21 protein-coding genes and 2 riboswitches are annotated in these 23,890 nt (G+C 39.2%); of the genes, 14 read left to right on the forward strand and 7 right to left on the reverse strand.

Annotated features, from left to right (window positions below; translation table 11 throughout):
• Positions 1-74 precede the first annotated feature (74 nt).
• The 5 genes from DZB84_RS13130 to DZB84_RS13150 all read right to left on the reverse strand — a co-directional run bounded on the left by DZB84_RS13130 (position 75) and on the right by DZB84_RS13150 (position 5,862).
• Entirely contained in the window at positions 75-965 is an 891-nt protein-coding gene (locus tag DZB84_RS13130; protein ID WP_116352716.1) for a carbohydrate ABC transporter permease, read from the reverse strand.
• A 17-nt stretch (positions 966-982) separates the two neighbouring features.
• Positions 983-1,861, reverse strand: coding sequence for a carbohydrate ABC transporter permease (locus DZB84_RS13135; RefSeq protein ID WP_116352717.1), 879 nt, complete (start codon positions 1,859-1,861; stop codon positions 983-985).
• 77 nt (positions 1,862-1,938) lie between these two features.
• Entirely contained in the window at positions 1,939-3,246 is a 1,308-nt protein-coding gene (locus DZB84_RS13140; protein WP_116352718.1) for an extracellular solute-binding protein, read from the reverse strand.
• 107 nt (positions 3,247-3,353) lie between these two features.
• Positions 3,354-4,139, reverse strand: a complete 786-nt coding sequence (locus DZB84_RS13145; RefSeq protein ID WP_116352719.1) for a response regulator transcription factor — start codon at positions 4,137-4,139, stop codon at positions 3,354-3,356.
• 1 nt (position 4,140) lies between these two features.
• The gene (locus DZB84_RS13150) at positions 4,141-5,862 is read right to left on the reverse strand and encodes a sensor histidine kinase (protein ID WP_116352720.1); all 1,722 of its coding nucleotides are present in this window, start codon (positions 5,860-5,862) and stop codon (positions 4,141-4,143) included.
• Positions 5,863-6,151: 289 nt separating this feature from the next.
• Positions 6,152-6,257, forward strand: a riboswitch (SAM riboswitch).
• Between the two features lie 205 nt (positions 6,258-6,462).
• Positions 6,463-6,574, forward strand: a riboswitch (SAM riboswitch).
• Positions 6,575-6,678: 104 nt separating this feature from the next.
• On the opposite strand from DZB84_RS13150, the gene DZB84_RS13155 reads away from it, so the two are divergent.
• The 8 genes from DZB84_RS13155 (at position 6,679) to coaA (ending at position 16,474) form a co-directional block, all read left to right on the forward strand.
• Positions 6,679-8,478, forward strand: coding sequence for a PLP-dependent aspartate aminotransferase family protein (locus DZB84_RS13155; protein WP_116352721.1), 1,800 nt, complete (start codon positions 6,679-6,681; stop codon positions 8,476-8,478).
• A 122-nt stretch (positions 8,479-8,600) separates the two neighbouring features.
• The gene (locus DZB84_RS13160; protein ID WP_116352722.1) at positions 8,601-10,565 is read left to right on the forward strand and encodes an acetoacetate--CoA ligase; all 1,965 of its coding nucleotides are present in this window, start codon (positions 8,601-8,603) and stop codon (positions 10,563-10,565) included.
• Positions 10,566-11,732, forward strand: a complete 1,167-nt coding sequence (locus tag DZB84_RS13165; protein ID WP_116352723.1) for a thiolase family protein — start codon at positions 10,566-10,568, stop codon at positions 11,730-11,732. It abuts the gene before it with no gap.
• Positions 11,729-12,148, forward strand: a complete 420-nt coding sequence (locus DZB84_RS13170; protein ID WP_116352724.1) for a Zn-ribbon domain-containing OB-fold protein — start codon at positions 11,729-11,731, stop codon at positions 12,146-12,148. Before DZB84_RS13165 ends, DZB84_RS13170 begins: the two co-directional genes overlap by 4 nt.
• A gap of 48 nt (positions 12,149-12,196) precedes the next feature.
• A complete protein-coding gene (locus DZB84_RS13175) occupies positions 12,197-13,525 on the forward strand; it encodes an MFS transporter (protein ID WP_116352725.1) in 1,329 nt (442 codons plus the stop codon).
• A 31-nt stretch (positions 13,526-13,556) separates the two neighbouring features.
• The gene (locus DZB84_RS13180; RefSeq protein WP_223254444.1) at positions 13,557-14,723 is read left to right on the forward strand and encodes an acetyl-CoA C-acyltransferase; all 1,167 of its coding nucleotides are present in this window, start codon (positions 13,557-13,559) and stop codon (positions 14,721-14,723) included.
• 149 nt (positions 14,724-14,872) lie between these two features.
• Positions 14,873-15,490, forward strand: coding sequence for a YczE/YyaS/YitT family protein (locus DZB84_RS13185; protein WP_116352727.1), 618 nt, complete (start codon positions 14,873-14,875; stop codon positions 15,488-15,490).
• A 60-nt stretch (positions 15,491-15,550) separates the two neighbouring features.
• On the forward strand, positions 15,551-16,474 hold the full coding sequence (gene coaA, locus DZB84_RS13190; protein WP_116352728.1) for a type I pantothenate kinase: 924 nt from the start codon (positions 15,551-15,553) through the stop codon (positions 16,472-16,474).
• Positions 16,475-16,670: 196 nt separating this feature from the next.
• On the opposite strand, the gene DZB84_RS13195 is transcribed toward coaA, so the two are convergent.
• On the reverse strand, positions 16,671-16,859 hold the full coding sequence (locus DZB84_RS13195; protein ID WP_116352729.1) for a DUF4177 domain-containing protein: 189 nt from the start codon (positions 16,857-16,859) through the stop codon (positions 16,671-16,673).
• 221 nt (positions 16,860-17,080) lie between these two features.
• Here DZB84_RS13195 and speE point away from each other — a divergent pair, with 221 nt between their 5' ends.
• From speE to DZB84_RS13225, 6 genes are all read left to right on the forward strand, one after another.
• Positions 17,081-17,935, forward strand: coding sequence for a polyamine aminopropyltransferase (gene speE / locus DZB84_RS13200; protein ID WP_116352730.1), 855 nt, complete (start codon positions 17,081-17,083; stop codon positions 17,933-17,935).
• Positions 17,936-18,079: 144 nt separating this feature from the next.
• Entirely contained in the window at positions 18,080-19,792 is a 1,713-nt protein-coding gene (gene nagZ / locus DZB84_RS13205) for a beta-N-acetylhexosaminidase (RefSeq protein WP_116352731.1), read from the forward strand.
• A 133-nt stretch (positions 19,793-19,925) separates the two neighbouring features.
• On the forward strand, positions 19,926-20,132 hold the full coding sequence (locus tag DZB84_RS13210) for a helix-turn-helix transcriptional regulator (protein WP_116352732.1): 207 nt from the start codon (positions 19,926-19,928) through the stop codon (positions 20,130-20,132).
• Between the two features lie 13 nt (positions 20,133-20,145).
• Entirely contained in the window at positions 20,146-20,523 is a 378-nt protein-coding gene (locus DZB84_RS13215) for a permease (RefSeq protein WP_116352733.1), read from the forward strand.
• 150 nt (positions 20,524-20,673) lie between these two features.
• Entirely contained in the window at positions 20,674-21,249 is a 576-nt protein-coding gene (locus DZB84_RS13220; RefSeq protein WP_116352734.1) for a hypothetical protein, read from the forward strand.
• 37 nt (positions 21,250-21,286) lie between these two features.
• The gene (locus tag DZB84_RS13225) at positions 21,287-22,552 is read left to right on the forward strand and encodes a hypothetical protein (protein WP_116352735.1); all 1,266 of its coding nucleotides are present in this window, start codon (positions 21,287-21,289) and stop codon (positions 22,550-22,552) included.
• Between the two features lie 59 nt (positions 22,553-22,611).
• On the opposite strand, the gene DZB84_RS13230 is transcribed toward DZB84_RS13225, so the two are convergent.
• Positions 22,612-23,808 carry a DUF4085 family protein gene (locus DZB84_RS13230; RefSeq protein WP_116352736.1) on the reverse strand — a complete coding sequence of 399 codons (1,197 nt, stop codon included), beginning with the start codon at positions 23,806-23,808 and terminating at the stop codon, positions 22,612-22,614.
• Between the last annotated feature and the right edge of the window lie 82 nt (positions 23,809-23,890).

Raw genomic sequence — 23,890 nt, forward strand, 5'->3', positions numbered from 1 at the left:
TTCAAAAGACTGTGGTAGTTATTTTTGCATAAGGCATGTAGTTGTAATACATTCTATCTTATTTTCGAAAAGACTTATCCCTTAACAGAACCTGCTGCCATTCCTTCGACGATCTTGTCACTTAAGAATAAGAATGCAATGAGGATCGGCACGATACTGATGACGAGCGTTGCGCCGATAGCGCCCCAATCTGTTAAATACTGACCAACGAAATTATTGATACCAACCGTTAATGTTTTCCATTTATCAGAGCTGATAAATGTATTTACAAACACGAACTCGTTCCAGTTGTAGATCATGTTGATGATGGCAGTTGTTGATAGCACTGGGACTGTCATTGGTAGTGTAATCTGGAAAAAGATTCGGTGGACAGAACAACCATCCATAACTGCCGCTTCTTCGATTTCCCTAGGGAAGGTTTTATAAAAACCTAGTAAAATCATGATTGTTAAAGGTAAGTTAAAAGCAGTATATGATAATACAATTGATAATGGGTTATCAATTAAGTTTGCACTGTTGTACATTTTAAATAGTGGAATTAAGGTTGAATGTAACGGAATCATATAAGCGACTAAGAACAACCCTAAAACAGGACCACTTAATTTCCAGTGCATTCGTGTTACTGCAAATGTTACTAAACTAGCAAGAATGATTGTTAGGACAACAGAAAGTACGGTAATCCATACACTGTTGAAAAAGTAGACTCCGATATTTCCAGATGTCCAAGCTTTCGTATAGTTCTCCCATTGTGGGCTCTGTGGTAAAGCGAAAGGAGACATTCCGAAAACTTCTTTGTTGGTTTTTAGGGAAAAGAACACCAACCAAATTAATGGATAAATCTGAATAACTGCAAACGTCCCAAGTAAGAGATAAAGAAATCCAAAGCCAATTTTGTTCAAGAAGGATTTCTTTGATTTTGGTACGGAAAGGTTTGGTTTTACTTGTTGTGTACGAACCTCACTCATTTTTAACTCACTCCTCCTTAAAATTGAACATCGTCTTTAGATTTCGTTAATTGAGAGGTTAACCATGTCATGACAAGACAAATCACTAATAGTCCGAATCCAATTGCACTTCCGTAGCCGAAGTTGTTTAATTTGAATGCTTCCTTGTACATGTATGAGGCCATAACTTCACTAGCGCCATTTGGTCCTCCACCAGTCATTACATAAATTAGATCGAAATATTTTAATGACCCCACTACAGCAAGCATGATCGTTACTTTAAACACGCCTGAAATAAGTGGTAATTTAATTTTAAAAGCGATTTGGAGTGGGCTTGCACCGTCAATTTTTGCAGCTTCAATGACTTCATCAGGTACATTTTTCAATGCTGCATAGTAAATCAAAATATAAAATCCAGCGTACTGCCAAATGATTGGAATAAAGATCGCATAAAGTGCAATCTTTGGATCTGCTAACCAGATTGGTGTATTTTCAACGCCAAAGAACTCAAGCAGCTTGTTTGCCATACCATTTGTTGGGTCAAAAATTTTCATCCAAAGCTGAGCAATTGCCACAGATGATAATAGCATTGGAATTAAATAAATCTTCCGTAAAAGGTCAGAACCTTTGATTTTGCTAGCTAAAACGAGTGAAATGCTCAAGTAAAGAAGCAAGCTAGCGGTTGAAAAAATGGCTAATAAAAATGAGTGCCATGTACTGGACCAGAATAATTTATCTTGAATTAAGGTAATGTAGTTGTCTAATCCAATAAACTTCATTTGACCAATTCCATCCCAATCCATAAGGCCGTAGTAACCAGATAACACGATAGGGATATAAATAAGGATTAAAATGAGAAGTAATGCAGGGAGTGTATAAAGGGCGATAACGAATTTATTCGACATCACATTTTTCATAATGGTTTTGCCCCTTCCTTTCTATAAAGAAGAGGACATATTTACAAGCAATATGCCCTCTGTCATTTAAGCCATGATTATTTTTCGGCAGCTAGAGCTTCCTCTTGCGTTTTTGCGAAATCTTCAGGTGTTGTTTGACCGCCAAATAATGCTTGAATTTGATTTAAATGCACATCAGCCACACCAGCAGACATTTGGACATCCGCATAAAGTGTTAAGTTTGTCGCATTCCCTAGGTCGTTAAGAATGTCAATGTACATTTGGTCAAGTTCGCCGTTAGATGTATCTACAACTGTTGCAGGGATAACACCCGCATCAACAACTGAACGCTTGCCCCACTCATCAACCAAGTAAGAAACAAATTTCTTCGCTTCGTCTTTTACTTTTGATTGTTCAGATACGAATAAACCAACACCAGGACCACCTACATAGCTGTCGATGTCACCTTTACCACCTTCATAGGTAGGGAACTTGAAATAACCGATTTTGTCTTTGAATTCCTGATCTACATCAGGGCTAGTTGTATAGTTTGGTAATTCCCAAGTAGCCATTAAATACATAGCCGCTTGTTCGTTCATGAAATAACCTTTTGCTTCATCATTTGAAAGACCATTAAAACCTTTAACAAAAGCACCCATATCTACAAGGTTTTTAACCTCTTCAGCCGCTTTTACTAAAGCTGGATCCTCAAAGCTTCCTGTGCGATTGATTGCATTATTTAATGCATCAGGACCGCCAATTCTATCTGCAAGGTACATATACCACATAGAACCTGTCCAACGGTCTTTGTTTCCTAACGTGATTGGTGTAATACCGTTATCAGCAAGGGTTTCAACCACGTTTAAGAATTCATCATAAGTTTTTGGAGCTTCTAGATTGTATTTTTCAAAGATTTCTTTATTGTAATAAACTGGAGTAATGTTTAATTCTAATGGTAGAGCGTACGTCTTTTCGTCAACTGAAAAAGCATCAAGAGTACCAGCAACGAAATTATCTGCTTGAACGATATCGTCTAGTGGTGCGAACATATTTCCATCAACGAAAGGCTTCATATAGCCAGCTGCCCATGTGATACCAACATCAGGAAGTTCATTTGAAGCAGATAGAACCTTGATCTTTTCCTTGTATTGCTCGTTTCCTAAAATTTCAGTTTGGATGTCTACATCAGGGTGTTCATTTTCGTATGCCTTGATAATGTCATCTACGATTGTGAACTGTGCATTTGAGCTGCCTTCAGGCCATAAATGCATCATTTTTACAACTGTTTTGTCACTGCTGGACCCACCGGATTCTTTAGCTGTATCATCAGATGAAGAACAACCTCCTAAAAGTAATCCACCGACTAGTGCCATAGATAACACGGTAGTAAACGCTTTCTTTTTCATTATTCAAAACCCCCTTAATTTGTTTTCCTCTTTGTCTTACACTTTAAGTCTACACTCTTGAAAACTATCAAAAAAGGGAACGGTGATTGGGAAAAATACTACTATTTTTAGAAAGCCCTTTCATTGTTGGTTTTTCGGTATGCAGTTGGTGTCATATCCTCATATTCTTTAAAAATCTTAATGAAATATTTAGCAGTTTTGTAGCCGACTTCATCAGCAATTTCATTGATCGTAAGCTTGGTTGAAAGGAGCAGTTCTTTTGCATGTTGGATTCGACGTCTTGTTATATATTCACTAAAATTCACATTGACTTCCTCTTTGAATAGCACACTAAAATAACTTGGGTTTAGATGGACATGGGCTGCAACTTCTTTCTGAGTGATTTCATCTTTGATATGGTGATCTATGTAGGTTAGGGCTTCACGAATTGGATCTGAGGTTGTATCAATTTTGGTTGTGGCATCAACAATTTTTTCATCGACCACTTTTTCAATCATTCCAACTCTGAACTGTTTTTCCAAAACCTGTACTGCTTCTTCAACCGCCTCAATAAGCTTGCTTTTGCTAATAGGCTTTAAGAGATAATTGACAACACCAAGTCGAAGCGCTTCTTGGGCGTATTCAAACTCGGAGTATGCAGATATGACAATGACTACAGGGGACATTCCTTTTTCTTGTATTGATTTTAAAAGTTGAAGACCTGTCATCTCAGGCATCCGAATATCCGATAACAAAATATGAATCTTTTGCTTTTCCGCAATTTGTAAAACTTCCTCACCGCTTTCGGCAGTGAGGATTGAAAATTCGCCACTATTCCAAGTTTCCAACGTTCTATGCAAGCCTTGCCTTGTTCTTGGTTCGTCATCAACAATGACAATATTTTTGATATACATACTAGTTCCCCCTAATCGGAATTTCAAATGAAATTCGTGTTCCTTTATTTGGCTCACTTTCAATTAAAAGTTCACTATGCAATTTCTCGTTGTAATAGAGTTTTAAACGTTTATTTACATTAGAGATGGCTATTCCCTTTCCTCTTGACGAAGCGACAGCTCCGTTATTCATCGATTCTTGAATTTGGTGAATACGCTCTAACTTCATTCCAGGTCCATTATCCTCTACAGCAATCCTAATCACATCGGTTTTAACTGGTTCGACTGTAACAGTAACTAGACTATCCCCAACTTTGTTTCCGGCTCCATGCAGAATTGCGTTTTCAACAAGCGGCTGGATAATTAGCTTTGGAATTCGAACTTTCTCAAATTCTTGTGGCACTGAGACTTGCCAATCCAAGCGGTCTCCAAAACGCATTTTCATAATTTCCATATAGTCACCAATGTGTTTGATTTCATCCTTTAAAAAGACCCAATCATCGTCGGTCTCTTTGGTTATTGTGTAACGAAATAAATCTGACATGGCAATGACAACTTCGGACAATTCATCTTCATTTTTTTCTTCAAGTGACCAATGGAGAGAATCAAGAGTATTGAAGAGAAAATGCGGATTAATTTGTGCTTGAAGTGCTTTTAACTCACTTCGACTCCGTAATATCTCTTTTTGGTAGACCATTCTTATTAGGTGGTTAGTTTCCTTCACCAACTGATTGTACGTACTATTTAGTTCGTTGATTTCATTGACCGACGAAACCTCGGGGTTCAGGGTTAAGGTACCTTGGCCAGCATACTGCATTGTTTTTGTTAGTCGGACAATTGGCCGGGTAATAACTGTTGACAAAAATAATGAAAAAATCATAAAAATAATCGCGCCAACTACTCCAGATAAGATAATCCCTGTCCGAATTCCCGCAAGTCCCTCTGTAAGTTCACTTACAGGAGTTAAAATCAGGACAGTCCATCCTGTGAGATTGGAGGTTTCCTTGTTTACGATGTAATCGCCTTCATTAAGGTGAATGGTTCCTCCAGGATTTGAAATGATTTCTAAGATGTCACCATTGTAATTCTGAACAATTGGCTTTTCATTTTCGTCCAAAAGAATGGAGTATTGGTTGTTTGATTTTGCAAACTGAAAATGATCTCGGTTAATGCTTATTAAGAGGTATCCGCCATTTTTATATTTCCGTTCGATTAAACTAACCCTACGGATGGCAAGGAAATTGTTTTTATCCTGGGGATCATCTCCAATCCAAACTAATCCACCTTTTGCGTCATTTGCCTTTTCAACCCACTTTTTATCTATTCGGTTTTTTAATAGGTCTTCATCAAGAGGAATGACGCGCTGCTGTTCCTTTGAAAAAATCTGAAACGAAAAGATACCATCGGTGTTCCCCATAATGCGATTAACTTGTCCCATTAATTGTTGACGATCATGAAACGAGATCTCTTTTCCGTCGTATATTTTTGTGAGGATTTCTTGAACTCTTTCATCTGTAATTACAAGTTTTGAAGACATATTAATTTGTTCGTACAAAGAATCAATTCTGCCGTTAGCCTCGATTGCAACCTGGTGGATTTGCTTTTCAGCATTATTTTTTAATAGAGTGGAAACCTGTCTTAATGTTAATAGACCTACAATCAAAAGGACGATAATCATTACAAATAAAAAGATAAACAATATTTGATTGCGTAATGTGTTCCATTTTTTTAATTGCTTAAGCATAGGGAGTCGCCTTTCTTATGACGTAAATTAAAATATTCCTATTAACAGTTACCTTTGTAAAGTTATGAAACGAAAGTACTAGGTTTTAGTTCAATTTTATCATTTAATCTATAAAAATTAAATGATTGTTTATTGATTAGACTAAGAGGGGGTGTAGTCAAATAGGTAGAATCCTTTTATAAAACATGGAAGTAAAAACGAAACTCCAGTTATCGTTATTAAAAAAGGTATTGACTAAGTAGTCTAAAATGTTTTAACATTCTTATTAAATCCTTTAATAATGCGATTCTTCTTATCAAGAGAGGTGGAGGGACTGACCCTGCGAAGCCTCGGCAACCAGTATTGAATGCCCGGTGCCAAGTTCAGAGGAAGTATTTCTATTCCGAAGATGAGAAGGTGGACGAACGAATATGTTTGATGTATGTTCTTGTACCCCTTCTGTTTTCTTATAGAAGGGGTTTTTATTGTTAAAAAAGACTAGAGGCAATTATAAGAAAACATGAATTTTTCAAAAAATACATTGACTGTAAAAATGATGTATTTTATAATACTTTATATGGTTGAAGTGTTAACGTGTTATCACGTCAAATTAATAAAGAATTCTTATCCAGAGTGACTGAGGGAACAGGCCCGTAGAAGTCCAGCAACCTTCAAGTTAAAGCTTGAAAAGGTGCTAATTCCTGCAGATGCAAAAGCATCTGAAAGATAAGATGAGGCCCCCTCTTCTTATGTTGAGGGGGCTTTTTATTTACATAAAGTAAAAGGGTAATCAACTAATCAAGAAAACTCTTGAAAATTAACTTGGAGGTTTAAACAATGACAAAACAATATGAAACGTATGATGATGAAACGATACTTTTACATGGAGGTCAATCTCCAGATCCAACAACTGGTTCACGTGCAGTGCCAATTTATCAAACTAGTTCTTTCGTATTTCATAATACAGATCATGCTCAAAGTCTATTTAGTCTTGATGAGTCAGGTAATATTTATTCTCGAATTGGTAACCCGACTGTTGATGTGCTTGAGAAACGGATTGCGTTGTTGGAAGATGGTGTCGCAGCTGTAGCAACATCTTCAGGAATGGCCGCAATTGCACTATCCATTATGAACGTCGCACAAGCAGGAGACGAAATTGTAGCAGCTTCAAATTTATATGGCGGAACTTACAATCTTTTCGCTGTTACCCTTCCGAAATATGGAATCAAGACTCATTTCGTTGATCCAACAGATCCTGAGAATTTTAGAAAAGCGATTACGCCGAAAACAAAGGCCGTATTTGCTGAAACGATTGGAAACCCAAGCTTGCATGTGCTAGATATTGAAGCGGTATCAGCGATTGCACATGAAAATGGAGTACCGCTCATTATTGATAATACATTTGCTTCTCCATATGTTTGTAAACCAATCCAATTTGGTGCTGATATAGTGGTTCACTCCGCAACAAAGTGGATAGGTGGTCATGGAACTACTATTGGTGGGTTAGTCGTTGATGGAGGTCGTTTTAATTGGAACAGTGAAAAGTTCCCAGGATTTACAGAGCCAGATCAAAGCTATAACGGGATTAAGTATGCGAATGAATTTGGAACGTTAGCATTTAGTACAAAGCTTAGAGTGCAGCTATTAAGAGACTTTGGTTCATCTTTAAGTCCACATAGTGCATTCCTATTGATACAGGGTCTTGAAACATTACACTTAAGAATCGAAAAGCATAATGAAAATGCATTGAAAGTTGCAAAATTCTTAAAAGACCATCCTGCGGTTGAATGGGTTTCATACCCTGGTCTAGAAGAGCATCCAGCACATGAACTAGCTACTAAATATTTGCGTTCCGGATATGGTTCTATCGTGAACTTTGGCATTAAGGGTGGTAGAGAAACTGGTAAGAAAGTAATTAATAACATTGCGTTATGGTCACATGTGGCCAATGTTGGAGATGCCAAGTCACTTATTATTCACCCAGCCTCAACAACTCATCAGCAGCTAAGTGCGGAAGAGTTAGTAAAAACAGGAGTAAGTGAAGAATTAATCCGTTTATCTGTTGGTATTGAATCATACCGTGATTTAGTTAATGACTTGGATCAGGCATTTTATGAAGCGACAGGTATTTCATCAAAAGGTGAACAAAAAGGTGAAACAGCAGTTAACGATGAGGGAGTCATTCGCTGGGCACTTCAATCAACATTTATCCGTGAAGAAGTTGATGGAAAGGAAGTTCAGCGTGCAAAAACGATTGCGGTTGTTGGTCTAAGTGGTAATCCAGCTCGCCCAAGTTACAGACTTGCACGGAAAATGCAGCGTTTAGGTTATAAAATTATCCCGGTTAATCCAAGGGAAACTGAAGTACTCGGTGAACTGGCATATCCAGATTTAACATCTATTCCGGTTAAGGTTGATATCGTTCAAGTATTCCGCAGCCCTGAAGCGGCAATTGGCGTTGCGGTAGAAGCAGCAAAAATACAGCCTAAGGTCTTCTGGCTACAAGAAGGAGTCATTTCTCCAAGGGCAGTTGAGGTTGCAAAGGAAGCGGGTCTTGAGGTTGTTCAAAACAGATGTACCTATAAGGAAGCACAACGTCTTAGAGGTGCAATTGTAACGTATGCCTGTGAAATTTAACTTTAATTTGCAAATCCCCTACCTCTAAAGGTAGGGGATGAATGTAAAGGTGTTATTGAATGATGACTAAGGGATAGGTGCAGAGAGAATAAAGCTTCTCTTAGTATGAGGGAGGAAGAGAAATGACAACTCAACATAATATACTAGAATCCAAGGTTCTATGGGAGCCAAGTGAAACATGGATTTCACAGTCAAATTTGATGAAATTTTCACAAAAGGTGGGTATTCCGCTCCTGCCCTATGAACGCTTTCATCGCTGGTCGGTCGCTCAGCCTGAAACATTCTGGTCAGCAGTTTGGGATTTTTCAGATGTTATTGGAGATAAAGGCGTGAAAATTATGGTTCCACCAAGCGATGGGGGAATGCTTGGTACCCAATGGTTTCCTAATTCTAGATTAAACTTTGCAGAAAACATTTTACGTGGTGATGACGGGCAGCAAGCAGTTATTGAGGCAAACGAAAATGGCGTCTCTCAAACGATTACAATGGGAGAGCTGCGAAATATGGTGGCAAGGGCTCAGTATGGGTTGAAGAGTTTAGGAGTAAGTGCTGGAGACCGTGTTGCTGGAGTTGTAACAAATGGAATAGAAAGTTTCGTAGCCTTATTGGCAACCACCTCGTTAGGCGCTGTTTGGACATCTTGCTCCCCTGATTTTGGTTCAAAGGGGATTATTGATCGAGTTGGGCAAGTTCATCCAAAGGTATTAATTGCAACTTTGGATTATCAATATAATGGAAAGTTTTATGATATTCGAGAGAACATCTCAGCTGTAAGTAAGGTACTGAACGATGTTTCAACGATCGTAACCTTATCTGAAGACGCAAATTTATCCATAAATCAAACAACGAACGTAATGAGCTGGCAGGAGCTATGTCAAAATGGATCCTCTGATTTAGAGTTTACTCGAGTTCCCTTCAATCATCCTCTTTACATCCTTTATACATCGGGGACTACTGGACTGCCAAAGGCTATTGTTCATTCAGTCGGTGGTACATTAATTCAACACTTGAAGGAACACCAGTTGCATTGTGATGTGAAAGCTGGAGATATCATGTTCTGGTACACAAATACTGCATGGATGATGTACCCTTGGCTTCTTTCAGGATTAGCCAGTGGTGCAGCGATTCTTCTCTATGATGGGTCACCTATACCTAAAGCGAATGTGGGGATACTTTGGGAGATAGCTGAAGAAATTGGACTTACACATTTCGGAACGAGCCCGAAGTATTTAGATACCTTAATGAAGTCGGGGTATCAGGTAGGGAAAAGTCATAATCTGTCCCGATTGAGAAGTGTCCTTTCTTGTGGAGCACCGTTAGCAGCAGAACAATATGACTGGATTTATAACGAAATCAAGCAGGATATCATGTTGGCTTCGATTTCAGGTGGTACCGAAATCATCGGATGCTTTGTGATGGGTTCCCCTGTGCATCCAGTAAGGCGGGGGGAAATCACCTGTAAAGCACTTGGAATGGCAGTTGATGTGCTCGATAACCGAGGTGTATCTGTCATCCATCAAAAAGGGGAGTTAGTGTGTACGAAGGCTTTTCCAAGTATGCCAATTACATTCTGGGGAGAAGACGGAGATAAGCGCTACTATTCCGCCTATTTTGCAGAACGTCCTGGAATATGGTCACATGGTGACTTTGCTGAACAGACAATAGAGCAATCGTTGATCATTTACGGAAGAGCTGATACCACGCTTAATCCTGGAGGCGTGCGGATTGGAACTGCGGAGATTTATCGTGTTGTGGAGCAAATTCCACAAGTCCAGGACTCGATCGTTTTTGGTTTCCCTGTTGATAATGACGAGGAGATTGTGCTGTGTGTCGTTACTGAGGATGGGCAACTTGACGGTACATTAGTAGAACATATCCGTAAGGAAGTCAGGAAAAAAGCTTCGCCACGACATGTGCCAAGACGTATTTACAGTGTCAAAGAGATTCCTTATACAATTAACGGAAAAAAGGTAGAGGGGGCAGTTCGTTCAACTGTGCTTGGACAGTCAATTAAGAACAAGGGTTCACTTGCCAATCCAGAATGCCTAGAAGAATTTAGCAGCTTGTCTGAAAGGAGTTTCTTATAAATGGTTAAACGTCGAGTTGCAAAAGGTGCAATTATAGGAATTGGAGAGCTTACTCCAGTCCGTTATAGCGAGGGGGCGACGACACTTGGATTAATTGCCGAGTCAGTAAGACTAGCCATTCAAGATGCCGGAATCGAAAAAGACGAGATAGATGGTTTATTAATTGGTCCCCAAGTAGGCGAGACTCCTCAGCATGTTCCAGCGACTGTCGCAGAATACCTAGGTCTTCAACCGACAATGTCAAATGTAGTCGATCTAGGAGGCGCAACTGGTGCGGGAATGATATGGAGAGCTGCGGCTGCGATTGAAGCGGGAATGTGTGAAACAGTCGTATGTGTGCTAGCAAATATCAATGAAAAAGGGAAAACCTTACGTTCGCCAAACCGTAACCCAATTCGTGAATTTGACGTTCCATTTGGCGCTTCTGGTGCAAACACCTCTTATGCGCTGTTAAAGCGTCGGCATATGGCAGAGTATGGATCGACTCAAGAAGAATTTGCACTTATTGCTCACTGGGCACGAAAAAATGCGCAGTTAAACCCAAAAGCTATTACATACGGAAAACCAGCCTCAGTTAAGGACGTGTTGAATTCTCCGCTAATTGTGGATCCCTTGCATTTGTTTGAAATTGTGATGCCTGTAGCAGGTGGGGCAGCGGTCATTGTCACCTCCGTTAAAAATGCCTCAAGGGGAGGACGTCCGCCCGTTTATTTACTCGGGGCGGGTGAAAAAATCACTCATCGAGCCGTTAGTCAAGCACCATCATTGGAACATGCACCGCTAAGCTATGCGATCCCAAGAGCGTTGGAGCAAGCAGGACTTTCCGTGCAAGATATGGATTTACTATCTCTATATGATTGCTATACAAGTGTAGTTGCACAAACATTGGAAAATGCAGGTCTATGTGCTCCTGGAAAATTTGGTTCCTGGATGAAGGAGCACTCTTTCGGTCATGATGGCGAATGGCCACTTAACACCCATGGGGGACAATTAGGATTCGGTCAGGCAGATCTCGCTGGCGGAATGTCACATATTATTGAAGCTGTTCATCAATTACGACATGAAGCAGATTTGCGACAAATTCCAAATGCACATCATGCTCTGATAACCGGGAATGGAGCTACATTGAGTGAGGCTGCTGCTCTGATATTGGGGGTGGAATCATGATAGAGAAATTTGAAAATTTAACGGTCCCAGGTCCAACAGTAACACCAATCACGAAGCCGTTCTGGGACGCGGTGGCTCGTAAAGAATTTATTTTGCAGAAATGCTGTGATTGTGGTGAATGGGTTTTTTATCCTCGTTCCCATTGTCCACATTGCTGGAGTAATCAACTAGAGTGGAAACCTGCTTCTGGAAAAGGAACGTTAAAGACGTGGAGCGTCGTCCATAGACCTGGTCATCCAGCATGGGCAGCAGTTACACCTTATGTTTTAGGGGTTGTTGAATTAGAAGAAGGTCCATCAATGTTGACACAACTATTGGTTGATTCTGATCAAGAATTAAAAATTGGCCTGACACTGAAAGTTAAATATATAAAATGCAATGATGTATGGATGCCATTTTTCGAAAGTAAGGAATGAAAATGGCCTTAAGACATATTACACCATCGTAAAAGGGGAGGAAAGCCGATGTCTACAGCTCCAGTAATTCAGGAGGATATAAATACAGAGAAAAAAGGGTTTTCGAAAGAACATCGCAAGGTCGGTTTGGCTAGCTTTATTGGTACAACAATTGAATGGTATGATTTCTACTTATACGGTACAGCTGCGGCTTTAGTATTTCCAGCATTGTTTTTTCCAACATTCGATCCCTTATATGGGACACTAGCAGCCTTTGGGTCATATGCTGCAGGATTCATCGCACGACCATTAGGAAGTATGGTATTTGGGCATTTCGGCGATAAAGTTGGCCGTAAAAAAATGCTGACGCTGTCTCTTTTATTAATGGGAGTAGCCACATTTTTAATGGGGTTGATTCCATCCTACCAAACGATTGGATTGATGGCTCCACTATTAATTAGTCTTCTAAGAATTGTACAGGGATTTGCTGTTGGAGGTGAGTGGGGTTCAGCGGTGGTGATGGCCGTTGAACATGCACCGAAAGGAAAACGGGGGTTATACGGTAGCTTCCCACAAATGGGAGTTCCGGCTGGTCTTCTTTTATCCACTTTCGTATTCTCAATGGTAAATAATAGTATGTCAAATGAAGCTTTCCTTGCCTGGGGCTGGCGTATTCCATTTTTACTCAGTGCAGTACTTGTCATTATTGGGCTTTGGATTCGCTTAAGAGTGAGTGAATCGCCTGTATTTGAGGATTTGGCAGAAAAAAAACAGTTAGAGGAAAAGCCTGTACTTACCGTTCTACGTACTCAAAAAAAACCATTATTCTTAACGATTGGTATGAAATTAGTTCAAAACGCAACGTTTTATATCTATTCTGTGTTTGTCCTGACGTATCTCGTTGGGACGGTTAATGTCGATCGATCCATTGGTCTAAATGCAGTTATGATCTCTTCAGCAGTTGGTTTCGTAACTATGCCACTATGGTCCTACCTATCAGATAAGATTGGTCGTAAACCTGTCTATTTGGGCGGTACAATAGCAACGACGCTGTTCATTTTTCCATTTTTCTTGCTGATGGACACAGGATCAGTACTTTGGATCACAATAGGAATCGTGCTTGGATTAAATGTTATACATGATTCTGTCTATGGCCCTCAGGCAGTGTACTACTCTGAGCTTTTCGGGTCGAAGGTTCGGTTAAGCGGAGCTTCCATTGGCTACCAAATCGGGGCTATCTTAGCAGGTGGATTTTCCCCTCTAATTGCGACGTGGTTATTAGCAAAATATGATGGCCACAGCTTACCGATCATTCTATATTTGGTCGCACTTGGTGTAATAAGCATCATTGCAACATTATTCGCACGGGAAACGTACCGTGATTCACTAACCCAGTAATTTAGTTTCTATAAAACTACTAAAAGGATGGGTGATTTCATTGAATAAAACTGTATTAATCGATGGAGTTCGTACTCCTATTGGACGGTTCAAGGGAAGTTTTAGCAGGAATACAGCAACTGAACTAGGTACGGCTACCGTTTCAGAACTTATTCGCCGTTATCCTGAATTCACTCAGGCAGATGGCGTTATACTAGGTCAAGTGATCCAGGCTGGGCAAGGGCAAAATCCAGCACGTCAAGTGGCAGTCAACGCTGGAATTGATATAAACACACCGGCTTTAACATTAAACAGCGTATGTATTGCTAGTTTAGCAGCTGTATCTGATGCTGCCCGCCGGATTGAGAGAGGAGAAGGAGACTTATTCGTTGTAGGAGGATTTGAATCAATGACAAATGCTCCTCATGTCTCTAATCTTCGCCGGGAAGTGAAAATGGGTGCAGTAGAATTCTATGATACGCTAAACGACGGTTTGTGGTGTGCGCTTTCTGATCAATCAATGGGAGGATTATCTGAAAAAACAAATCGTGAATTACAGATTAGCCGAGAAGAACAAGATGAATATGCCCTAACGTCCCAATTAAGAGCAGCAAAGGCACAAAGTGCTGGAATTTTTAGAGATGAAATAGTTGGAGTGAATGTTTCAGGCAAGCTTCTTACGGAGGATGAATGTATTCGACCCCAAACCTCCCTTCAAAAGCTACAAAATCTTCAACCAGCATTTGAAGCGGGAGGGACCATTACTGCTGGAAACGCTAGTCAGATGTCTGATGGTGCGAGTGCAGGTCTAATTTCTAGTTTAGATACATGTGAAAAAATAGGAAAGTCACCGCTTGCAACAATTGTCGATTGGTCATTTGTAGCAGGACCAGATCCATCCTTGCATCTCCAGCCAGCAAACGCAATAAAAGCTTTATTGAATCGGAGAAATTTACGCCTTTCAGATATTGATTTGTTCGAAATTAATGAAGCTTTTGCAAGTGTTGTTATCGCAAGTCAGCGCGATCTGGGGCTGCCATCTGATGTAGTGAACGTAAATGGAGGGGCGATAGCTCTTGGTCATCCTCTAGGTGCAAGTGGCTTCCGGCTTGTGCTCACACTTGCCCTTGAACTTAAACGACGTGGTGGAGGCAGAGGGATTGCATCCATGTGCGGCGGTGGAGGTCAAGGAGCAGCCATATTGATAGAAGTAGACTAAAAATAGTTATGTAATTAAAAAGTCTAGAGTTGACTTTCGAATTGTAGGCGTCTGACCTTTAGGGGCAGATGCTTATTTTTTTCATATTTTTATTTACAAAAGTGCTATAATTAAATAATTATTTTGAATTTTACATATAGAGGTGCATCATGTCAAAGCGTATAGGCATTTATCTAGGAGGACTAGCTCTCACCGCTTTAGGAATTGCGATTATTATTCTATCACTTATTGGGGCAGGGCCGTGGGATACAGTAGCGGTTGGATTAAACATGCATGCAGGATTAACCATTGGAACATGGTCAATTATCACGCAGGTGATTTTTACCGTGATCACCTGGATTATTGAAAAAACGAGATTACGTATTGAGTCAGTCATTCCCATTCTTATACGAAGTGTTTTTCTCGATATTTGGTTTTATTTTGTCCTAAGGAATGTCGACTTTGCTTCCTCATGGGAGTTGCAGTGGGGGAGTTTTGTTGCAGGGCTGATTTTTGCAGGCGTAGGAATCGGAATTTATATGGAAGCAAATTTACCAAAAACACCAATTGATGGGATGATGGTAGCGATATCCAATAGGTTTGGTTGGAGCTTTAACATTGTAAGAATGGGTATTGAAGGCACAGGTGCTGTCATCGGATTTATTTTAGGAGGACCGGTAGGGCTCGGAACGTTAGTTATCGCATTATTATTAGGTAAAATCATTCAGGTTGTCAATAATAGAATGAAGAGAATCATGAAGGTGTCGAACACGACTGTTTCTTTTTAGTGTACTCAAACTAGCTACAAAATGATAAAATGAACAAGAATCTAAATTTGAGGTAATGTTATGTATCCGTTAACAAACTATATTGAATTTAATAGAGAAAAGTGGGCGACACTGCGCAATAAAACTCCTTTGTTACTATCAGAAGAAGAGCTTGAAAGTATTAAAGGGATAAACGAAGAAATTTCACTTCGAGAAGTAGAAGAAATCTACCTACCATTGACACGTTTAATCAATTTAAAAGTGGAAGCTTCGCAAAAGCTAGAAGGGGTAACCAACTCCTTTTTAGACTATAAAGCTAAAAAAATTCCATATATTATTGGGATTGCGGGAAGTGTTGCGGTAGGTAAAAGTACCGCAGCGAGAGTACTTCAAACGCTATTATCACGATGGGATAACCATAAAAAAGTAGGATTAGTTACAACTGATGGATTCCTATACCCAAATGCGACTCTAGAAAGAAAGGGACTTATGAGTCGAAAAGGGTTTCCAGAAAGCTATGATACTCAAAAATTAATTCAGTTTATGATGAAAGTAAAATCTGGCAAACCGAAAGTAGAAGCACCACAGTACTCCCATTTAACGTATGATGTGCTGAAAGATAAGGTTGAAGTGATTGATCGACCAGATATTTTAATCGTAGAAGGGATTAATGTTCTACAAGTGAGTAAATCCCATTCTGTGTTCGTTAGTGACTTTTTTGATTTCTCCATTTATATTGATGCGGATGTACGGAATATCAAAAAATGGTATATTGAACGATTTTTGATGCTACAAAAAACAGCATTTCAGAATCCAATGTCTTATTTCCATCGTTACACGACCTTGTCGAAGGAAGAGGCTGTCCAAAAAGCGACTGACATCTGGGAAGAAATCAACGCAAAAAACTTACGGGAAAATATCCTACCAACTCGCCGTCGTGCCAAGATCGTCTTGAAAAAAGGTGAGGATCACTTAATGGAGAAAGTCTATCTGAAGAAATTTTAGGCTGGGACAGGCTCCCTCTCCCAGGACTTTGCTTTATTTTACCGCTGCAATCATTAGACCAGCGGCTTTTTTTTGTTTTAGGGCTATTAAATTGGAAATACGGCTATTCCAGAAATTTTATGGTCAATAATAGAAAAATACGGCTAATAAAATACGTTTATGGCTATTAGCAAAAAAGCATGGTATCACCATGCTTTTAAACTTGTTTTTCAAATATCAATTCAAAATATGTTGCCGCACCAGAAGGGCCGGTAGGTGGGGTTAACACTTGTACAAGTCTCCATCCATCCCTTGCATGTTCGTGAACAATCTCATGATAATCTTGCTCAGGCTTCGATTCTATGATCCCCTTTAATTCTATCTTTATAAATTTGTACTCATACATATGAAGCGCCTCCCAAAAAAAGAAACTATACTACTATTACGATTTAATATACATAAAGATTCACTTTTCTAGGATGATAGAATAAATCACGAATTGATACCCCTCCTCAACGCACCACTAGTGGGACGACGAACCTGTCCCTCTGACCCTTTTCACTGGACAGGCACCCCGTTCTTTTTTATTCTTATAATGGAAGATAGAAATCCGAATGGGGGATGATGATGGAACTTAATAAACCATATTTATCAAGAAAAAATGGAGATTTGTGGCTCACCGAAGATGAATACGATAACCTGAAAGTCAGCTACCGGATTAAAGATGTTATTTTTGATCAACAATCATCTTTCCAGGATGTGATGATTCTGGATTCCTATCATTTTGGTAGAATGCTTGTGTTAGATGGTATTGTCCAAACGACTTCGGTTGATGGACATATTTATAATGAAATGATCTCACATGTGCCAATGTCGATTCACCCGGATCCAAAAAAAGTGTTAATCATTGGTGGAGGGGACTGTGGAGTCGCGAAGGAAATATGCAAGTACGATGGAGTCGAGCACATTGATATGGTCGAAATTGATGAACTTGTTGTAAAGGCAAGTATCGAGCATTTACCTGATGTATCAGGTCGACTGGCAGATCCGCGTGTTCATTTTGTTTTTGATGATGGAGTAAAATTTGCTGCTGGCAAGAAAAATGAGTATGATCTAATCATCGTAGACTCATCTGATCCAATTGGACCTGCGAAGGTATTATTTGAAAAAGTCTTTTATCAAAGTTTGCATGATGCACTGAAAGAGGATGGAATCATGGTTTGCCAAAGCCAATCTCCAATTTTTCATGCGGATGTTATGAAACAGTCGTATACGCGTATTTCTGAGCTTTTCGAAGAGGTTAAAATGTATACGGCCGTAGTACCTACCTATCCTGGCGGTCTTTGGAGCTTCACCATTGGGTCCAAGCAGCATATTCAGCCAAACCCAAGCAAGGTTAGCGATAAAAATACGAAATATGTGAACGAGCAAATTGTAGATAGCTGTTTTTCATTGCCGCAATTTTTAGTAGAAATAATTTAATTTTAAAAAACATCTCCAAGGGAATAATGGAGATGTTTTTGTTCCTTACAAGATCGCAAACTATTCCAATATGAACATACTGATGTAACATTTTAGGGAGAAACGAAGTCTATTTTTATATAGAAAAAACTAGGGAGGTAGCCTATGTACAATAAGAAATTACAATTAGGGTTGATTGGTTTACTTTCCGTTGTCTTAGTGATCGGGTTAGGATATTTTATTTTTTATAAAGATCAAAGTGAAGAAAGTGAACAGACAGTTCCTGAAGAGGAGTTAGCTCAACCAGAAGGCAGTGATCAAATTGAGAAGGAACCAGAAGAGAAACCCGAGGAAGATCAGGATATCCTTGAGCAGGTTAAGCAGGTTTTTTCTTTATCGGAAACAGGGAAAGTTCCACATACACCTTTTATAGCGGGTCAGACGAAATATGAGGATATTCAGGAACAATGGGGTGAACCCCAAACAATAGATGAAACGGAAATCGGAAATTTTGCGGTTTATCAGGACCATGATGTGACAATCGGGATTAAGGATCAACTTGCATATGATATACGCTCTTACGAACCTGGTTTGAGCGATATTCATTTTGAAGATATAAAAAGTGCATTAGGTGAACCTGATGAAATGAAGTATTTTCAGGATGAGAATGTGAACCAAATTATTTTAATTTATCACGTGAACCCCACATTTCAGCTGAAATGGATTTTACCCAAACCGACTGAACGGGAACCTAATCCGCCTGTACATCATATTTCTGTCGTAACAGAAGTTCAAACAGTTGATAATGAGGATGGGAGCCTCAGTTTAGATGAAAAAATTGGGCAAATGATTTTTGCAGGAATTACCGGAACGAAAATGAATCCGGATATGAACGAATTAATTTCGAAATACCATGTCGGGGGTATCATTTTTAATGGTGACAATTTGGTAAGTCCAAATCAAACCGTTACCTATGTAAATCAAATCAAGAAGGCGAATGAAGGCGACATCCCATTGTTTTTTGGCGTTGACCAGGAAGGTGGACGAATTTCGAAGCTACCAGGAGGGTTACTTGATTTTCCAACTAATTTAGAAATTGGAAAAAGAAATAATCCGTCGCTGTCTTATGAAATCGGCACACTACTAGGTAAAGAGCTACAGGCATTTGGTTTTAATGTGGATTTTGCCCCGGTGCTTGATGTTAATAGTAATCCGGATAACCCGGTAATTGGGAACCGTTCTTTTAGCAGCAATCCAGAGATAGTGAGCAGTCTTGGCATTCAAACGATGAAAGGGCTGCAATCACAGTCGATTGTTTCTGCAGTCAAGCATTTTCCAGGGCACGGGGATACGCGTGCTGATTCCCATCTTGAGTTACCTACTGTGAATAAAACGCGTGCTGAGCTTGAGAGTCTTGAGCTTATTCCATTTCGTCAGGCGATAAAAGAAGGAGCGGACATGGTGATGATTGCTCATATTTTAGTACCGAGTCTCGATCAAACCTTCCCATCCTCAATGTCTAAAAAGATTATGACGGATCTTTTACGAAATGACCTTGGCTTTAAGGGGGTTATCATTACTGATGATTTGACGATGAAAGCAATCACCAATGAATATGATATTGGTGTTGCGGCTGTTCAGTCTATAAAAGCAGGCAGTGACATTGTCATGGTGGCACATAATTATCAGCATGTAGTCGCTGTACGAAATGCAATCAAACAGGCAGTTATTAACGGAGAGATTTCTGAGCAGAGGATTGACGAGAGCGTAGGCAGAATTCTACAACTAAAAGAGAAATATAAATTGAATGACTCACCAGTAGGACCAGTGAAAATTGATATCTTGAACCAAGCAATTGAGCGGGTGCTATCAAGGTAGTGAGTGTGTGATGATGTGGAGTTAGTTCTATTTTAGAATGGAGCTAACTCTATTTTTTATGTAAAAATGTAAAGGAAACTTGACGTAAAGGAAACTTTACATTATTCTAAAAATAGAAGAGGTGGTGAATGGGGTGCAAAATAAAGTTGCAGAGTTTAGAAAGAAACATGGTTACTCCCAGGATCGCTTAGCTGAAAAATTGGGTGTTTCGAGACAAACGATTATTTCGATTGAAAAGGGAAAATACAACCCTTCTCTTCCTTTGGCATTGATAATGGCAGAGGTTTTTGAGACCAACGTGGAGAACATTTTCATTTTACAGGAAGAAGATTATAAATAAGGAGGCAAAAATTATGGGCAATTTAAGAATTTCATATCTTGTATTAGGAATTTTGTTTTCTGTGATGACTGGATTTGTGGTGTTTGTTGGAATTATGGCGAAATCTACACCTGCGCCAATGGCTTATATGACACTAGCAATGGCGGTGATGAGCTTTTGCTTGGCTTATTTGTATCCACAGTTTAAGCAAAAGGATGAGCGTATGAAACTCATTCGGGAAAAAGGAATGTTCGCTTCATTCGTTGCGATGATTTTCTATCTAATTGTATTTAATATAGGCCTTCAATTCGAATTCTTCGTATTTTCCGCAGCCCAACTTATCAATATCATAACAGCCCTATTAATCTGTACCGTATTTATTTCCTTCGTCATCTATTCAAAAATCTACTAAAACATAAATAGTAAATTACTGCACTTGTTTTGGTGCAGTTTTTTTATACTCAAGTTACGTGCAATTCGGTAACTTTTGAAACCAAACGATAACACCACTCGTAGTATTAAGAAGGCGTTTGGAATAACGTACAAGGAAGGAGGGGTGCAAGTGGAACCACATGAGATTCGTAAAATGCGGATGAATCAGATTATGTTGGCCAATGGAACGATATTGATAGCAATCGTCATCTTTTACACTCTCATTAGCATTTTTACCATTAAATCTACCCATTTTTTCTTTGCAATCGGCGTTTTGATTCTCATTCAAGCTATCTATGGATTTATTAAAGGAGATTCTACGAATTCATTCATTCCTATTCTTGAAAAAGTAGCAATTTATGAAAAACAAAAAATGGGTGTAGAGTGGACAAAATCTCGAAAAGTAGGCAATGGATGGAGTCTTGTGCTGAGTGCCATCATGTTTCTCCAACTATATATGAGTCTGGATTTTGGGGATTATCGTTTTCAATTCGAACCGATTATAATGCTCATTATGACCGTGTCGATATTAGTTTTACTTAACATAGTAATGTTATTGCATTTTAGGAAGATTGATCGTTCAACATCTGAATCGGATATGAAGGGGTATACTTTGAAATCGTACATTGGCGCTGCTGTTGGTGGTGTTGTATTCAGTTTGGCAATGTTTATTATTATCATTTATTATGTTATTTCAAGAATTTGATAGATCATTAATAGGATAAAAGAATGGGGTGACAAGGATGGATGAAAGAACTCAGGAATTAATTGATTTAACAAAGAACAAATTTGGCCTGTGGGATTATTCCCTAGAAAGATATAGTTATAATCGTAGTGTAAATAGCTTCAATGAGACTGTTTACACATTATCAATGGAATGGTTTCCCAACCTTGTTCTGGAACCGGTTGATGAAGATGAGAATCCAGATGGTACAGCAGTAATTGAAATTAATATTCACAGCCGGAAATTTCAGAGTGCTATTTTCGTAATGGGTCAGACATTCGCAAAGAATGGGGTAACCTTTGCTAGTAAAAATGACATCATCAAATGGATTGAACAAGAAACAGGATTAAGATATGAACAGCAATTTCAGCTTCGAAAGGAAGAAGAGGGGGAGTTGCACTTTAGTGAATGCATTGACGGTGTTGATGTTTCTCCTTCAGGAATGATTGAGGTCAACTATAATCAAGAGGGTAAACTTACGTTGTTTTCAGTTCATGGTCATTTTCCATCTGAAGAAAGGGTTAAGTTAGAACGCTATACATTATCCTTCGAAAAAATTGAGGACATAGCAAAGGAGCAATTGAAGTTACTTGAATTTCCATTTTTTGACCAACAACGATTAGTGGCGGCATATGCTGTGGAAGAAATCTATGTTCGAAATGATCAAACTTCCACCATCCCTTTTGAGCCAATTGTGGATGTGAAGGGATATTTGAAAATAGATAAACCTTTGACTTGGGATAAGCCTCTTAAGACTACGTTTGAACGAAAAGAAATGAAGTGGCATGAGGAGGTTACGGCTGAGCAGGCCTTTTCAAATGAGCCTTCTCCAGATTCCCTGCCAATTACGGAGGCTGAGCAAGAAAAATGTGTTAGGGTGGTTCGAGATTTCCTTCGTCAGGAATATCCAAATGATTCAGGAATCTGGATTATAAAAACTCTGCATCGTGAAAATGGCTATATTCATGCCATACTAAGAGCAACCGAGCAGGATAGTCGCGTATTTCAAAGGAAAGTGAATATAATGATTGATTCCAAGAGCCTTCAAGCTGTCAATTATATGGACAACCAGATGATGTTAAAGATGTTCGATGAATTTGAAATACCTGAGAAAGTGGTAATTAGTAAGGAAGAAGCCTTTGAAAAACTAAAAGGAAAGTACGAGCTTACGCCTTGTTATGTTTATGATTTTGACCAAAAGCAGTATGTACTTTGCGGAAAAATAGATTGCCAGTTTGGAGTAAACGCAGCAACAGGCGATGTTGTTGGATTGGAAGAATTGTAAAATTGCGGGGTGGTCTATGTCCCAGAATCATGAATCTGGGACGGGACCTCCCCTCCGAACTAATCAATCAATGAACGATATTTTTCAATCACATCTTTTGTTAAGATTCCTTCGTTATAAAAATGATTTGCATAAACACTTGCTATCATTTCATTTTCTTCGGTAATTGTCATTTTAGTCAAAACACGATTAATTATTTCCGCCAATTCAAGTGGGTTAGCATACATCGTATTCCATGCTCGTACTTGCATCTCCAAATTATCGCATAATGCTGCTCCTTCGATTTCATCCATTGGTAATGGTTCATCCAAATGTGCATATGGGTCCTCATATACATCCGTATAAATAAACTGAATGGGATTGACCTCTTCTAAATCGTACGTATAGGACTTATTCCCGACTGTCACAATCACGTCATTTTGTGTAACCTCAAGTTTGCCGTTTTCTAATGTGATAGGTTCTGTGATGGATTGGAAGGCGCATGTCACATGTGGAGTATGCAGCCAATAGCGATCATCCTGATTTAATTGTGCCATATAATCCACAAAAAGTGTTTCTTCTAGTTTTTCTTCATGATGTAATAAAGTATATAGACCCGGACGATAATAATAGCGTGCTTCCAAATTCCTCATGAAAATCGTCCATTCGCTATCTGGACCTTCGAACAACACACGAAAGGCAAATCCATCATTTGTTTTCTGTAACTCGTAATAGATAATCCAATGCCCAACCTCTAAAGGTACTTCAAATTCTTCAGCCATCACATTTTCAAACGTAAACTGAATAAGTGCTTTTGATGAAAAACCACCATCTGTATTGATGTACAGGTGAAGTGTATCGCCTTCTTGTTCGATGCGCTCAATGGTTGAATCGTGTAAACTTTCCTCAAAGACATCCTGGACTTCCTTTGATAAAAATGTAACAGCATTTGCTGTTTGCTCATGGGCAGCATCCAAAATATGTTCAAATTCTTTGTCCGCTTCACGCATCCATTGTAGGTAATCCTCGCGAACAGATTTCGGCAATGTTGGGTGATTTAAAGTCCCATTCTTTACATATGGAAGGAAGCGGTCTGGCAAAGTCTGTAGGAGTACCCCTTTAACTTCCTCAAGTTCTTCTTTTAGACGAGAGATAAGATCTTCTCCTTCTTCTTTGGCTTGTCTTAATGAAAATTCCCAGTCTTCGTCAGATTCGTGAATCGGTAGAGTATTACATCTTGAAAACTTCTCTTTCGCTTGTTTGGTTAGATTCCACATAGCCTCACCCCAATGTATTTTATGGGATTAGTATACAGGATTTAACCATTCGGAGATACGACGGAATTGTAATCGCCTGTTC

Source organism: Bacillus sp. HNG, from assembly GCF_003400205.1.
Lineage (GTDB): Bacteria > Bacillota > Bacilli > Bacillales > Bacillaceae_L > Ferdinandcohnia.